Origin of the sequence: Blautia sp. HCP3S3_C4 (assembly GCF_052064095.1) — a bacterium.
Lineage (GTDB): Bacteria > Bacillota > Clostridia > Lachnospirales > Lachnospiraceae > Blautia_A.
The window spans coordinates 1-13,245 of the sequence record NZ_JBQHWF010000019.1; the positions used below are offsets into that span (position 1 = coordinate 1).

14 protein-coding genes and 3 tRNA genes are annotated in these 13,245 nt (G+C 41.0%); 10 read left to right on the top strand and 7 right to left on the bottom strand.

Annotation, left to right across the window (positions count from 1 at the left end):
- The first annotated feature begins 18 nt into the window (after positions 1-18).
- The 3 genes from ACTNC6_RS14385 to ACTNC6_RS14395 all read left to right on the top strand — a co-directional run bounded on the left by ACTNC6_RS14385 (position 19) and on the right by ACTNC6_RS14395 (position 311).
- Positions 19-91, top strand: a tRNA-Asn gene (locus tag ACTNC6_RS14385).
- Between the two features lie 39 nt (positions 92-130).
- Positions 131-202: transfer RNA gene (locus tag ACTNC6_RS14390), tRNA-Glu, on the top strand.
- Positions 203-240: 38 nt separating this feature from the next.
- Positions 241-311: transfer RNA gene (locus ACTNC6_RS14395), tRNA-Cys, on the top strand.
- A 123-nt stretch (positions 312-434) separates the two neighbouring features.
- Here the strand turns inward: ACTNC6_RS14395 and ACTNC6_RS14400 are convergent.
- The 3 genes from ACTNC6_RS14400 to ACTNC6_RS14410 form a co-directional block, all read right to left on the bottom strand.
- Positions 435-983 (bottom strand): collagen-like protein, encoded by a 549-nt coding sequence (locus tag ACTNC6_RS14400; RefSeq protein ID WP_441036271.1) that lies wholly within the window; start codon positions 981-983, stop codon positions 435-437.
- Between the two features lie 118 nt (positions 984-1,101).
- Complete coding sequence (locus ACTNC6_RS14405; RefSeq protein WP_441044434.1) at positions 1,102-2,181, bottom strand: tetratricopeptide repeat-containing glycosyltransferase; 1,080 nt, start codon at positions 2,179-2,181, stop codon at positions 1,102-1,104.
- A gap of 110 nt (positions 2,182-2,291) precedes the next feature.
- Positions 2,292-2,522: a hypothetical protein gene (locus ACTNC6_RS14410; protein WP_019160862.1), complete on the bottom strand. Its 231-nt coding sequence runs from the start codon at positions 2,520-2,522 to the stop codon at positions 2,292-2,294.
- A gap of 231 nt (positions 2,523-2,753) precedes the next feature.
- Between ACTNC6_RS14410 and ACTNC6_RS14415 the strand changes: the two genes are divergently transcribed.
- The gene (locus ACTNC6_RS14415) at positions 2,754-3,467 is read left to right on the top strand and encodes a LytR/AlgR family response regulator transcription factor (RefSeq protein WP_303243132.1); all 714 of its coding nucleotides are present in this window, start codon (positions 2,754-2,756) and stop codon (positions 3,465-3,467) included.
- 249 nt (positions 3,468-3,716) lie between these two features.
- On the opposite strand, the gene ACTNC6_RS14420 is transcribed toward ACTNC6_RS14415, so the two are convergent.
- Genes ACTNC6_RS14420 through ACTNC6_RS14435 form a run of 4 tightly spaced genes read right to left on the bottom strand, consistent with a single transcriptional unit; the run spans position 3,717 to position 7,555 of the window.
- Positions 3,717-4,868: a DHHW family protein gene (locus ACTNC6_RS14420; protein ID WP_303243131.1), complete on the bottom strand. Its 1,152-nt coding sequence runs from the start codon at positions 4,866-4,868 to the stop codon at positions 3,717-3,719.
- A 14-nt stretch (positions 4,869-4,882) separates the two neighbouring features.
- Complete coding sequence (locus tag ACTNC6_RS14425) at positions 4,883-6,271, bottom strand: MBOAT family O-acyltransferase (protein WP_303243130.1); 1,389 nt, start codon at positions 6,269-6,271, stop codon at positions 4,883-4,885.
- A gap of 22 nt (positions 6,272-6,293) precedes the next feature.
- Positions 6,294-6,770, bottom strand: coding sequence for a DUF4358 domain-containing protein (locus tag ACTNC6_RS14430; protein ID WP_173743825.1), 477 nt, complete (start codon positions 6,768-6,770; stop codon positions 6,294-6,296).
- On the bottom strand, positions 6,767-7,555 hold the full coding sequence (locus tag ACTNC6_RS14435) for a GDSL-type esterase/lipase family protein (RefSeq protein ID WP_441036280.1): 789 nt from the start codon (positions 7,553-7,555) through the stop codon (positions 6,767-6,769). The genes ACTNC6_RS14430 and ACTNC6_RS14435 overlap by 4 nt, the downstream gene beginning before the upstream one ends.
- A gap of 259 nt (positions 7,556-7,814) precedes the next feature.
- Between ACTNC6_RS14435 and ACTNC6_RS14440 the strand changes: the two genes are divergently transcribed.
- From ACTNC6_RS14440 to ACTNC6_RS14465, 6 genes are all read left to right on the top strand, one after another.
- Positions 7,815-8,672 (top strand): HdeD family acid-resistance protein, encoded by an 858-nt coding sequence (locus tag ACTNC6_RS14440; protein ID WP_441044435.1) that lies wholly within the window; start codon positions 7,815-7,817, stop codon positions 8,670-8,672.
- Positions 8,673-8,710: 38 nt separating this feature from the next.
- Complete coding sequence (locus ACTNC6_RS14445; protein WP_441036283.1) at positions 8,711-9,475, top strand: arginase family protein; 765 nt, start codon at positions 8,711-8,713, stop codon at positions 9,473-9,475.
- 76 nt (positions 9,476-9,551) lie between these two features.
- Positions 9,552-10,304 (top strand): prolipoprotein diacylglyceryl transferase, encoded by a 753-nt coding sequence (locus ACTNC6_RS14450; RefSeq protein ID WP_441044436.1) that lies wholly within the window; start codon positions 9,552-9,554, stop codon positions 10,302-10,304.
- Between the two features lie 74 nt (positions 10,305-10,378).
- Positions 10,379-12,121, top strand: a complete 1,743-nt coding sequence (locus ACTNC6_RS14455) for a S8 family peptidase (protein WP_441036286.1) — start codon at positions 10,379-10,381, stop codon at positions 12,119-12,121.
- 78 nt (positions 12,122-12,199) lie between these two features.
- Complete coding sequence (locus ACTNC6_RS14460) at positions 12,200-12,682, top strand: CinA family protein (RefSeq protein ID WP_173743819.1); 483 nt, start codon at positions 12,200-12,202, stop codon at positions 12,680-12,682.
- Between the two features lie 50 nt (positions 12,683-12,732).
- Positions 12,733-13,233, top strand: coding sequence for an NUDIX hydrolase (locus tag ACTNC6_RS14465; RefSeq protein WP_173743818.1), 501 nt, complete (start codon positions 12,733-12,735; stop codon positions 13,231-13,233).
- Positions 13,234-13,245 lie beyond the last annotated feature (12 nt).

The window sequence follows — 13,245 nt, forward strand, 5'->3', positions numbered from 1 at the left end:
AAGGTGCAAAACCTTTATTCCTCCTTAGCTCAGTCGGTAGAGCATGCGGCTGTTAACCGCAGTGTCGTTGGTTCGAGTCCAACAGGGGGAGCTTTCGGAACATGAAGTCCGATATGTAAAAGTTATACCAGGCTCCATGGTCAAGCGGTTAAGACACCGCCCTTTCACGGCGGTAACAGGGGTTCAAATCCCCTTGGAGTCATTATACAAAATTTTTGTATAATTTGTAAAATATAATATGGTGCCATAGCCAAGTGGTAAGGCAAAGGTCTGCAACACCTCTATCCCCGGTTCAAATCCGGGTGGCACCTCTAGAACTTCAGATATAATTTATCTGAAGTTTTTTATTTGATTTAAATTTGAGCTAGAATAAAAACGCCGGTATATTGTGTAAAAAGCACAGTATACCGGTGTTTTATGCTTAAAAAGCAAGATCAGCTGTTTAGAATTCCGGCAGCTCTGAGACTAGAGAGAAGCTGATTAAACTGGGTTACAACATCTGTCTGACCTGCAGCATCTGCTACTGCTGCGGCAGATGTTACAGGTCCGGCAGGTCCTGTGGCACCGGTAGGTCCAGTAGGTCCAGTTGGTCCAGTAGCTCCGGCAGGTCCGACAGGTCCGATAGGTCCAGTTGGTCCAATAGCTCCGGCAGGTCCTGTAGCTCCGCTAGCGCCTGTGGCACCAGTAGCTCCTGTGACTCCGGCTGGCCCCTGAGGTCCTATTGCACCAGTAGCACCAGTAGCTCCGATTGGCCCTGGATATCCCTGTATACCAGGTTCTCCCTGAGGTCCCTGGGGTCCGATAGGACCAGCCGGTCCGGGACAACCTCTGGGCCCAGTAGGTCCGGTACAGCCCCGTGGTCCGGGAGGACCCTGACAGTCACAGCCGCAGCGATTGCTATTATTACAGCAGGAAGTGCCGGAAACATCGCTGGTCAGTGATTCAAGTGACTGATCTTTGAGAGGATGACGATGAAACAACATGCATTTTACCTCTGATATTAAGAAGTTTCACTATTATTATATGGAGAATGCCAGATACTGTTCACAGATTACATATTCTTTGCTACTTGTCTGAAGCCAATAATTGTTTCACCCTTTGTCAGGAAAAACCATGCTTCTGTAAAAAATATTGTTGATTTTGGATAATACAGGGCTCATCAGGATGAATTTTAGCAGCCCTTTGAAGGTAGTCAAAGGAGGTTTTGTATTGCCCAAGTTTGTCATAACAGACGCAGAGCTGTACCAAAGGAAGAAAATCATGGCAGTCAGGGATAAAAAATCCCCCATCTTGTTCACAGTAAGGTGCATTTAATGCTTGCTGATACCAGTAAACAGCAGAGATAAAAGCTGATTTTTCCAGAAAAAGATTTCCAAGTTCATAGCATATTTCAGCACGGGGAACATCAAACTGAAAGCTTTTAAAAAGAATATTCATTGCTTTATCATTTTCACCAAGAGCACGGTAACAGTAACAGAGCTGCAGACAGGCATCCAGTTGATTTTCCAGCCATGCTTCGGGATTTTCCAGAAAGTGAAGAAATACAGCGGCAGCTTCTCGATAAAGCTTATGATAAAAAAGTTCTTTTCCATAATAAAATTCCTGACGGGAGTCTAAAACTTCGGCATTTGCGAGCATGTGCTGATAAATCCGAAGATTGCGGTCTGGATCAGAAATCTTAATTTTGCGATGCTCAATTTGAATAGGAGAGTAAAGAATCTTACCGGAAAGAATGATTGCTTCATGTACCTTTCCACACCATCTGAAATCACAGGAGGTTTTTAAAATACGTTCCCGGTAATAGGAAAATGCAGGAGACTGATCTGTATGGAAAGCTGTAATATATTTCATCATTACGATATCAGTGTCAGAGGGAAGAGAACTTTTCAGGGAAGAAAGGAGAGTCAGGTTAGCAGGAGTGATCAGATCATCCGCATCCAGCCACATCCAGTAGTCTGTGCGGACTTTCTCTAAAAGAAAATTTCTGGCAGCAGAAAAATCCTCGCACCAGGGAAAGTCAAACACCTGAGCTCCATATTTACAGGCAATTTCTTTCGTCTGGTCGACGGAACCGGTATCTGCAATGAGAATATAATCTACAATATCAGTCATTGGTGAAAGAATTCGGGGAAGAACATCTGCTTCGTTTTTGACGATCATGCATAAACTTAGAGAAATCATACAATAGATAATACTCCGGGACACTATTGCAACAAGATATGTGAGATTAGCGTGAAATATGATAAAAACCGTAACTGTAAAAAGTTACGCAGCTACGGTTTTGGCATATATTATTCATCAAATTCTGCAGTGACGATAAATCCTCGGGGAGTATGCTCAATATTCTTGATAATACCTTTTCGGGATTTGATCCGTCTGGCATTGGGATAGCATCCTGACATGGCTACGGCTGGTTCAATAATGTAACTGTAATTCATGAAGGATTGGTATTCGGTGATTTCTACTTCATCACCGATTTCAATCAGTCCCTGACGCTCCATTTTAAATTTTTCCTGACGCATAGAATAATCCTTCTTTCTTTAATATTATTTTATTGATAGTGTGAATATCTGATAGTTGTGAACCTTACCTTTATATTAACACATATGAGTAAATGAAGAAAGTCCTGTAAAAAGGGTACTTGCTTTTGTAGAATGAATTATATATAATACTATAGAAGTTTTCTATCAAAACGATAAGAAAACAGGCTTGAAATTATGAATAGAAATTATCGGCTGAAAGGGTAACAAGTAATGCGTAAGATTATAGTCTGTGATGATGTGGAACTGGAAAGACAGCTTTTAAAAGATATATTACATGAATATTTTGAAGAAATCCATGAGGAGATTTGCGTTGAGGAATATTCTTCCGGTGAGGTACTTGTAGCTGACGCTGAGGAGGGATACCTGGAGGGAGAATTGCTTTTTCTGGATATCTATATGGACCAGTTGAATGGTATGGAAACAGCCAGAAAACTTCGTGCGCTTTCCTGCAATATACCGATTATATTTCTGACAGCATCTCCGGATTTTGCTGTTGAGAGCTATGAGGTACAGGCATCCGGATATTTGTTGAAATCCTTTTCCGAGGAGAAAATAAAGAAGCTTTTGAATCGTATTCTGAAGACAGATATGCAACGCAGGGTTGCAATTAAAAGTAAACGTCAGTATCGATATCCCTATACAGATGATATTGTATATGTTGAAAGTGATAAGCATACCATTACACTTCATCTGTCCGATCAATCAGAAATTGTAGCACAGGATAAGCTTATAGAGATTGAAAAGAGAATAGATGAGAAGAGATTTCTGCATTGTCACCAGAGTTATCTGGTTAATATGGATTATATAAAGGATGTGAAAGAGGATTTTGAATTACAGGATGGGACAATAATTCCTATTCGTGTTCGAGGAAGAAAGGAAGTGCTGGATAAGTATAATGAGTATTTTGCCAGCCATTTTGAATAAGGTATTTAGTATTATTGAGGAATATGCTTGAAAAAATGAGGAAAATGCATAAATGAGAAATTTATAAAAAAGTCTGATATAATACATCATGAAGGAAGAAAAACCTGATTCAAAACGCGGAAAATGAATGATCTTTTTGCGATGCTGTGAGGCAGACAAAAAATGAAAATTGGAAAAGTGTGTATGAAAATCCCCTCAGTACAGGATGTGTCCGCGTCATCTGAAACTGAGGGGATTTTTTTGAAATAATTACAGTGCCAGCTCCAATGAGGTATCTGCAAAGAAAGTATTGGCATTGTATAGATATAGTACTTCCTGAACATTCTCAACTTGAAGCAGCTGTTCCAGATCTCCATAGTAATAACGGGGATCGATCATAATGATTTTACGGTAATGTTGTGCAAGAAATGGGACAAAACTGTTGGCATAAGAATCCTTCAGAACCAGAAGAGTATTATTACTTTCAGTAGGAGTGCTGATTTTTATCTGTGCATGATTACCGCCGAAGAACAGGGCATATTTATCTCTGGTATTAAGCTTTGAAGTATCATAGAAGCTTGCAGATTTTTTCTGTTCCTCTACATAATTAACAACAGAGGAAAGGGTATTATCTCCATTAGGAAGGAAAACATCAATTTCATCGGTTTCACTGGAACGGAAACCGCTTTTGGCAGAGAGTGTTCCTTTGAACGTCTGGGATACAGGAGCTTTATCATAAGAGTCAGAGGAGGTATCGATTCCCATAACAGCAGCTGCCTGGAGATAAGCGTAGTAGGCACCCAGAGTGGTCCAGTGATGATCAGTGTGATAATAAAGATCTTCTGTTTTGTGATCAGTAAAGGTATCACGGATATCAATAAAGGTAACTCCTGCAGAAGTGAGAGAATCCTTCAGATTATCTATCCAGGGATTCTGATCGTCAGCAGGTGCAAAAGCAGGGAGCTTTGATTTCAGGATGTTTACTGAATTGGGTGCAATCAGTGCATATTGTTTCAGGTCTGAATGCTTCTGCGCGAAGGCAGTCATAGCATTGACTGTAGCATCATATTGAGTCTGAGGAGGAGCGTTAAAGCCTTCCATCAGATATCCATTTTTGCCAAGATACACACCATTTTCCTCCACTTTACCCATCAGCCTGTCTGTAGTGGCTTTTAAAGTAATCCACATATCACGAAGGGGGAACTGATCGTTTTCATAGGTTTCAAATTGTTTTTCGTATCCTCCGGAGACTAATTGATCCAGTTTCAGGGCAGGCCTGGATGCCAGTACCCGGTTTTCTTTTTCAGAGAATCCGGTATCAGGCAGGATAATACTGCTTACCAGTACAATTATAAGAAGCAGAAAAAAAAGAAGCCCTAATCTGTGAAAGAATAGTCGGTAATTTCTCAGTGATTTTTTCATAGGTACCGTCCCTTCTAAAATTTCGCGTATAAAAATGGTGTATAGGAATTATAAACCATATAGGCTACAGACAATGCCAGTAGTATAAGATTTATAAGGAGTGCTCCTGCTGGTTTTTGCTGGATTAGTCGCCTGAAACGTTGGTACAGTCCGGGTCTGCATGCCAGAATACTGATGATAAAAAGTATCAGGCCTGTTTTCAGATAATAAAGTGCAGTTGTGTCTGCAAAGCTGCTGGCTCCTATACCAAACAGTGCACCCAGATAATGGCCAAGTGCAGAAAAGTTTGTCTGACTGAAAAATACCCATCCAATCATGACTGCAACCATAGTATAGGCTGTGCGTAGCCAGGAAGGGAGTCTATCCAATAAGTTATTTAGTACAAATTTTTCAAGTAAGAGGAGAAGACCGTAGTATAGTCCCCATAACACAAAGTTCCAGCTTGCACCATGCCATAGTCCGGTCAGAGCCCAGACAACCAGAATATTTCGGATATGTTTTATGACTGAGACACGGTTTCCTCCAAGAGGAATGTAGATATAATCCCGAAACCAGCTTCCAAGGGAAATATGCCAACGTCTCCAGAACTCGGAAACACTTGTGGAGATATATGGATAGTCAAAGTTTTTGTTAAAATCAAATCCCAACATTTTTCCTAGCCCAATGGCCATGTCAGAATAGCCGCTGAAATCAAAATATATTTGCATAGTGAAAGTCAGAATTCCAATCCATGCGGTAAGCACAGACATTTGAGTATTACTGCAGATTCCTGCATATAGAGCAGATAGATTATCAGCCAGGAGTACTTTTTTTGCAAGACCCTTAATAAAAAGTTCTGTTCCTGCACCAAAGCGGGAAATATTGACAGAACGTCTCTCAAGTTGTTCCTGGATATCTGCATAGCGGATAATAGGACCTGCAGCAGTATAAGGAAACATGGTGCTGTAGGTTGCAAAGGTAAGAAAGTTCTGTTGTGCTGTAATCTTACTTATATATATATCAAAGAGATAGGACAGGTTCCTGAAGGTATAAAAGGAAAGCCCGATTGGCAGGGAAAGTTCCGGATGGGAAATATGAATGCCTGTAATTCCGCCAAAGGTATCCAACAGGAAACCATAATATTTAAAAAATACAAGAATGCCAAGATTGATAATGATGGCAAAAACAAGATTCAGTTTTTGCTTTTTATCATCATAATAAAGCCGCTCCAGTTCAGTACCCATATAATAGTTAAATACGCTGGAGAAAAGCATAAGAATCACATAAACAGGTTCTCCCCATGCGTAAAATATAAGACTGCCTAAAAAGAGCAGCAGATTGCGAAGCTTTCCCGGAACCAGATAATAGATCAGCATAAAAACCGGAAGAAAGCAGAAAATAAAAAAGATACTGTTAAATACCATAATGAATGTTCTCCAATCTGCCTTATATCAAGGATAGAAATGCATGCTGCCAGCTATGGGCATCGGCTCCACACATATAATATACATAGTTTCCTTTTTTTCCTACAGCTGCATTATTTAAGAGAGCCATCTGGTCTGTACCATATCCTTCAAATACATTTTTCTGACTGGACAGGTGTGCCTGGGCGTTTTCCAGCAATATCTGTGCCTGGGCACGGTCTTTGGCTTTCATAATGCAGATTTCTTCAACAGCCATAGGAGAGGAGGCCTTATAAAAGAAAAAACCGTCAATATCCCGCTCCTCTGTTTGATAATAGCGTTTCAGATCAGCGCGGGTTTCTTTATTCAATGCAATGATGGCCTGATCTTTTTCCATAGACTGGGCAATCTGATCCATGGGAATGTTCCGGGCATTATCGGAGGAGTAAAGCGCTGTAAGATATATTACAAGCAGAATCACCAACCCGGTCTTTATAAGTATATGTTTATTTATTTTCATGTCTGTAACCCCGCTGCCTGTGCCATATGTGTGAGCCATTTAGGGTAATAATCCTGGATCACATGCTCACCGTCCGGTTCGTACAGGTCCTCTGAGCTTCCCTCCACAATGGCGGAATTGTCAATAAAGGTACATCCCATTTCCTGGCAGAGACTGATAAGTCCTTCGTTATACTGCGAATAATAGGCAAGATCAGGAGTCGCTTCAATAGCAGCATCCGTAATCGGAAGAATACAGTTTATGTAAATTGGGATATCCGGCAGTGCTTCTTGGATTTTGACAATTTGTTTTTTGTAATCTGCTACAAATCCAGAAGAATCAGCCCCGTAAATTTCCAGATCATTGGAGCCGAAAGCCATGAAAACATGACTGGGATTCAGGCTGATCGCAGTAGCAATTTGTTCATCAGCTCCGGCCACACTTAATCCAAGCTTGGCTACTACTACATCAGTATCCAGATATCCATATTCCACAATAGAATTTGTGATGGAATCTCCAAGAATGACGCTGCCAGCAAAGGCCTGGCGGATCTGCACATCATCGAGAACAGTGCTGCTGTCCATATTGCGCAGAGAATCATCTTCTTCCGATTTTTTCAGATTCTGAAGCTGCTGCTCAGTCTGAGCAATATCTGCGTTTTCCAGTTCCTGAAGTTTGGATACGTTCTCCTGGCAGATCCTATCATCGCCGGAGTCTGGCCGACTGTATAAAAAGACAATGCTTCCCACAAGGATAAGCCCTGCGGGAATAAGAAGTAAAAGCTTATTAAAATCTTTGTTTTTCAAAATAAATCCTTCCTGAAGTTCAATTGCGAAATGTATCGAATTTATTATAATACGTGAAAAAAAAACTTCAAGGAAAAATTCACAGTTTTTTCATATTTTTATAAAAAGTGATGGAGTTGTGTGTGGACGTTTGGAAAAATTAGAGGTATACTTTTGTTATCTGAGTGGATATGCCATCTGTCGGGTTATCTGTTTTTGATAAAGAAAATAACCGAAAGAGAGACAGAACTGTAAAAATAATTGTCAGGAGGATTCATTTGTGGAGAAAAAAACTTCAAAGTTTCTTAGAGGGGAGATTCTTTCCTCAATCTGTTACATTGTATTAGGATTGTGCCTGGTCCTGATCCCGGATCAAACAGTAAACATTATCTGCAAGGTAGTATTTGGGCTGGTGATGATCGCAGCGGGAATTTATCATATTGTAATTTATGTTGCTGAAAAAGAGAAGGCAACGGTACTGGATCTGTTTACCGGAGTGATTGCTGCTGTTCTGGGAGTATTTCTTTTTTTTACGCCACAGATTGTGATTAAAATTCTGCCATACCTGTTGGGTGCTTTTGTAGTAGTTGACAGCATCTGGAAATTTAAGGGCAGCAGCAAATTGAAAAAGGTAAATCAGGGACAGTGGAAGGTGCTTTTTATCGGCAGTCTGATTTTTCTGGTACTGGGAGTCGGAGTGATGGCCTATCCTTTTAAAAAAGTTTCCAGAATGATTTTGGTTAGTGGAATACTTCTGATAGTAAATGGTGCTGCAGATTTTGTATTCTTGATTTTGATGAAGGTATGTCTGAAAAAGGGACAGAAGCGTATGCTAGAGAAAGAACAGCAGAATAACGTTTCAGATGAAGCAACAGATCACACAGAGGATTCTGAGAATGTGGCAGAAACCAGTATGCCTGAAGCTCAGGAAGAAAATAAGGCAGATGTGGAAATTTCTGAGGAACCGGCAGTGGAAATAGCAGCCCCCATAGAATTGGAAACAGCTGAGACTGCCGATGCAGCAGAGGCAGTGTTTTCCATGGAAGAGGCTCTCGATAAGGCAGAAGAAAGCCCTAACAAAGAAATTCAGTCTATGCTGAAAAATCATGATGAACCGCTGGAAGAGTGGAAAGATTGAAGAAAGTGAAGAGCGGTTTCAAAGGGAACAGGAAAATTATGAAAAAAAGAACACCAGTTATTATGAATATGTCCGGAATATATAGAGAAGAAAAATTCTGGAAGGGACAGGAAACTGTCTGGGTAGAAGCAGAAGATATTACCGGTACGAACTGTTATTGTGATGAAGACGCAAGAACTGAGATCAGTTGTCGCATAGATAAATTTTCATCGGAAGGAGTCCATTTTATTGACTCAGGAAACTATCATTATCTTACGCGTTTGTGGATTGGGAAAATCAAACAACCTTTCAGGCTTCTGGTGTTTGATAATCATACAGATATGCAGCCTCCTGCTTTTGGGGGGCTGTTGTCTTGTGGAGGATGGATCGCAGCTGCATTGGAGGAACTTACAAATCTGCGACAGGTGATCCTGATCGGTCCGGATGAAAATGCATATAGCCAGGTAGATGAAAGGCTTCGGAAAAAAGTGGTATTTCTTTCCAGAGAGACCCTTTTGACAATGAAGGAGGAAGAAATCTGCGGTTTCCTGAAAAATGTTATGATGGACAGTGAATTACCTGTTTATCTTTCGGTTGATAAGGATGTGCTCAGTTCAAAAGAGGTCTCAACTGCCTGGAGTCAGGGAGATATGAAACTTACCACTTTACTTGCCGGTGTAGAAACTATGCTGGAGTGTGGAAAAAGCAATGAAGGCCGGCTTCTGGGAGTGGATATCTGTGGAGAAGCTGATGTAAAAGGTATTCATGATAACGATGGCAATGACAGGGCAAATTTACAGTTGCTGAAGTTGCTGTGTATATAATAGGAAAATAGAATCAGAAAAAATATTGTTTTTTATATTTTGAAATAAAAAGCATGGTGAGGAGAAATATCAGTTTATGAAAAATGAGCTTTTAAAAATAGGTCCGCTGACTCTTTATGGTTATGGTTTTATGATTGCCATAGGAGTGCTGGCTGCCTGGCTGGTGGTGGAGCAGAGGGCAAGAAAGCTGCAACTGGCCTGTGAGCATATTTTCTATTTAGTGCTCTGGTGTGTTCTGGGTGGATTTGCATCTGCAAAAATTCTGTTCTGGATTACAGAATGGAAAGAAGTGATCCGGAATCCGTTGGGGATGTTCAGTTCTGATGGATTTGTGGTCTATGGAGGAATTATAGGAGGAATCCTTGCAGGCTGGATTTACTGTAAGGTAAAGAAATTAAATTTTTTAACGTATTTTGACCTGGTGATGCCTTCCATTGCTCTGTCACAGGGATTTGGAAGAATCGGATGCTTTCTGGCAGGATGCTGCTATGGAAAGGAAGCTCAAGGAGGATTGTCGGTGATTTTTACGGATTCGGATTATGCACCTAATAATATTCCACTGATTCCCACACAAATTTATTCCAGTATTCTGGATTTTCTGCATTTTTTCCTTTTGCTTTATATTGCCAGACATAAAAAAGCAGAAGGAGAAGTGGCAGCCTGTTATTTGATTTTTTACAGTGTGGGACGTTTTATTTTGGAATTTTTCAGGGGAGATCTGGAAAGGGGAAGTATAGGAGTTTTATCTACCTCTCAGTTTATTAGTATTTTTACAGGAGTTGCCGGAATGGTAATGCTTGGAGTAATAAAGAAAAGGGCAAAGAAGTAAATATTCAAGGATAAACTACTATTTTTATGTTTTAGGGCATAGCCTGTAATAAAGCCTGCATGTGAGGATTCGGTATGTTCGGGTCAGCAGATGTTGAAAAGAATTTTATAAATATGCAGCAGGGAATCTCCAGTTCTTCTTCTGGGCAGAATATAGCACCTGCCCAGAACCAGGAATACGGAGATTTTATTCTGAGAAACTGGGAAACGATTTCGGAGGCTGACATGAAAAGGATGAATGCTGTCTTTCAGAAGGTAAATGAAATGTTCGGTATTCTTTATATTCCTTTGGAGCAGGCCGGAGTTCTGGAAATCAATTCCTATACCTATTCTTCTATTCCAAAATGCTATAGTCCTATGGATATAAATGCCATGGATGCCGGGGGAATCAGTCAGAGCTATCATCAGCCTTATCTGAAGCTGCAGGGTGAAGGAGTAGCTATAGCTGTGATTGATTCGGGAATTGACTATACACATCCGGTTTTTCGTGAAGGAGACAGGAGCAGGATCGCTTATCTGTGGGATCAGACAATAATGGAAAGTGGAAATGAAGCAGTTCCCTATGGGAAAGTCTTTGTGCGGGAAGAGATTGAGCAGGCGATTAAGTCAGAAAATCCCTATGAGACAGTACCGTCCCGGGATGAAAATGGACATGGAACAGCGTTGGCCGGTCTGGCAGCAGGAAATGTGGTCCCTTCTGAAAATTTTTCCGGGGCAGCACCTGGAGCAACTCTGATCATTGTGAAACTGAAGAAGGCTAAGACATACTTAAAAGAATTTTATCAGATTCCGCCTTTGGCAGAAGTTTATCAGGAAGATGATATTATGCTTGGAGTGTCTTATGCAGTTCGAATGGCAAAGAAAATGGGAATGCCTGTATCAGTCTGTTTGGGACTTGGAAGCAGTCAGGGAGCCCATATTGGAGACAGTGAACTGAGCCGGTATCTGGATTATATTAATGAAGATGCAAATGTTTCTGTATCTGTGGCTGCGGGAAATGAAGGCATTGCCCAGCACCATTTTACAGCTGAATTATCAGAAGAGCAGGAAACAGTGGAGTTAAAAATCGGAGAGCAGGAAGGGGGATTTTATACAGAATTCTGGGGAAATCCACCGGATGACTATAGGATTTCAGTTCAGTCACCGGCAGGTGAGATTCTGGATATCAGTACCTCTATTGGGTCTGTGACCCAAAAGCTGTCATTTATTTTTACTGCGACACAGGTTCTGGTGAATTATGTAAAAATGGAACGATCTACCGGAAAGCAGCTGATTTGTTTCCGGTTTCTTCATCCGGCCTCTGGAATCTGGAAAATTCGTGTACAAAAGGAGAAAGGGCCGGGAAACAGATTTCATATGTGGCTTCCTGTACAGGGATTGATTTCACAGGATACTTATTTTCTGCAATCGAATCCCTATTCTACAGTGACTGCTCCGGGAGATTCTGTGCGAAGTATTACTGCTACAGCTTATCAGTATAGGGATGCCAGTCTTTTTTTCCAGGCTGGCCGGGGCTTTACTCCGGATGGACAGGTAACACCGGATCTGGCTGCACCGGGAGTGGAACTGACAGTGCCTTTGAATGGACAGCAGAATTTTGGAAAAGCAACAGGAAGCAGTTTGGCTGCGGCGATTACCTGTGGGGCAGCAGCTCTGTTGCTGGAATGGGCCATTGTCAGAGGAAACCTTCCTTATGCATCAGGGAGTGCTGTGAAATTTGCCTTGCAGAAAGGAGCTGTGCGGGAGGAGAGGATGAATTATCCTAATCCTGAGTGGGGATTTGGAAGATTGTCTGTAATAGACAGCATACCGGAATAAGAAATATTTCTATAAAAAAGTAAGATTTTTTGGTATACTTGTAAGGTAAGAAATCAGAAAAACAGTAGGAGGAAAAGGATGGATCAGGCAGAAAAGGATAAAATCATCCATAAATTAATTGATGCACACAGAACGATTTCCACAATGGAGAGCTGTACCGCTGGCTTGATCGCATCGACGATCACAGATACAGAAGGGGCATCTGCAATTTTTCCCGGAGGGTATGTTACTTATTTGAATGAGACAAAGGTATTCATAGGTGTAGATAAAAATGTGATTGCCCAGTATGGAGTATATTCAAAAGAATGTGCAGAAGAAATGGCAAAAACAGTACAGAAAAAAATGAAAACGGACATTGCCATAGGAATAACCGGAACTACCGGGAACGTTGATCCAAACAATGCAGACAGTGTTCAGGGAGTGGCTTTTTTCTGCATCCTTGTGCATGAGAAACCTTATGTTTTTGAAGTGCATGCAGAGGTTTCCGGCATGAGCCGCCATGAGATAAAACTTTTATACACAGACAGGGTATTCCAGGAACTAAAAAAACTTGTAAAATAAGGGGATTTTCTGAAATTACTGTAACAGAAAATAAAAGAGGAAAAGGATAAATGAGAGATAAAGAAAAAAGTGTGATGACCACTCATTGTTATCTGGAAAAGGATGGGAAATATTTGATGCTTCACAGAATTTCTAAAAAAAATGATGTGAATAAGGATAAGTGGATTGGTATAGGAGGACATTTTGAAGAGGGAGAAAGTCCAGAAGAATGTCTGTGCAGAGAGGTTTACGAAGAAACAGGATATCGATTGCGTTCCTGGAAATTCAGAGGAATTGTAACCTTTACCCAGGAAGGGTATGGGACAGAGTATATGTGTCTGTATACTTCAGAGGAATTTGAAGGAATTCCCAGGGAGTGTGATGAAGGAAAATTGGAATGGATTCCCAAAGAAAAGCTTACTGAGCTGAATATGTGGCCGGGAGACAGGATCTTTAACAAGCTGATCAGAGAGAACGCACCCTTTTTTTCACTGAAGCTCAGTTATAAGGGAGATGATCTGGTGGAAGCTGTACTTAATGGGAAAGCACTGACAGCTGTTGAAGGTGAGTGAACTGCTCACTGC

Excerpts from the sequence above, each read along its gene's own strand:
- ACTNC6_RS14400 (WP_441036271.1), bottom strand. The coding sequence starts at position 983 with ATGTTGTTTCATCGTCATCCTCTCAAAGATCAGTCACTTGAATCACTG.
- ACTNC6_RS14405 (WP_441044434.1), bottom strand. The coding sequence starts at position 2,181 with ATGATTTCTCTAAGTTTATGCATGATCGTCAAAAACGAAGCAGATGTT.
- ACTNC6_RS14410 (WP_019160862.1), bottom strand. The coding sequence starts at position 2,522 with ATGCGTCAGGAAAAATTTAAAATGGAGCGTCAGGGACTGATTGAAATC.
- ACTNC6_RS14415 (WP_303243132.1), top strand. The coding sequence starts at position 2,754 with ATGCGTAAGATTATAGTCTGTGATGATGTGGAACTGGAAAGACAGCTT.
- ACTNC6_RS14420 (WP_303243131.1), bottom strand. The coding sequence starts at position 4,868 with ATGAAAAAATCACTGAGAAATTACCGACTATTCTTTCACAGATTAGGG.
- ACTNC6_RS14425 (WP_303243130.1), bottom strand. The coding sequence starts at position 6,271 with ATGGTATTTAACAGTATCTTTTTTATTTTCTGCTTTCTTCCGGTTTTT.
- ACTNC6_RS14430 (WP_173743825.1), bottom strand. The coding sequence starts at position 6,770 with ATGAAAATAAATAAACATATACTTATAAAGACCGGGTTGGTGATTCTG.
- ACTNC6_RS14445 (WP_441036283.1), top strand. The coding sequence starts at position 8,711 with ATGAAAAAAAGAACACCAGTTATTATGAATATGTCCGGAATATATAGA.
- ACTNC6_RS14450 (WP_441044436.1), top strand. The coding sequence starts at position 9,552 with ATGAAAAATGAGCTTTTAAAAATAGGTCCGCTGACTCTTTATGGTTAT.
- ACTNC6_RS14455 (WP_441036286.1), top strand. The coding sequence starts at position 10,379 with ATGTTCGGGTCAGCAGATGTTGAAAAGAATTTTATAAATATGCAGCAG.
- ACTNC6_RS14460 (WP_173743819.1), top strand. The coding sequence starts at position 12,200 with ATGGATCAGGCAGAAAAGGATAAAATCATCCATAAATTAATTGATGCA.
- ACTNC6_RS14465 (WP_173743818.1), top strand. The coding sequence starts at position 12,733 with ATGAGAGATAAAGAAAAAAGTGTGATGACCACTCATTGTTATCTGGAA.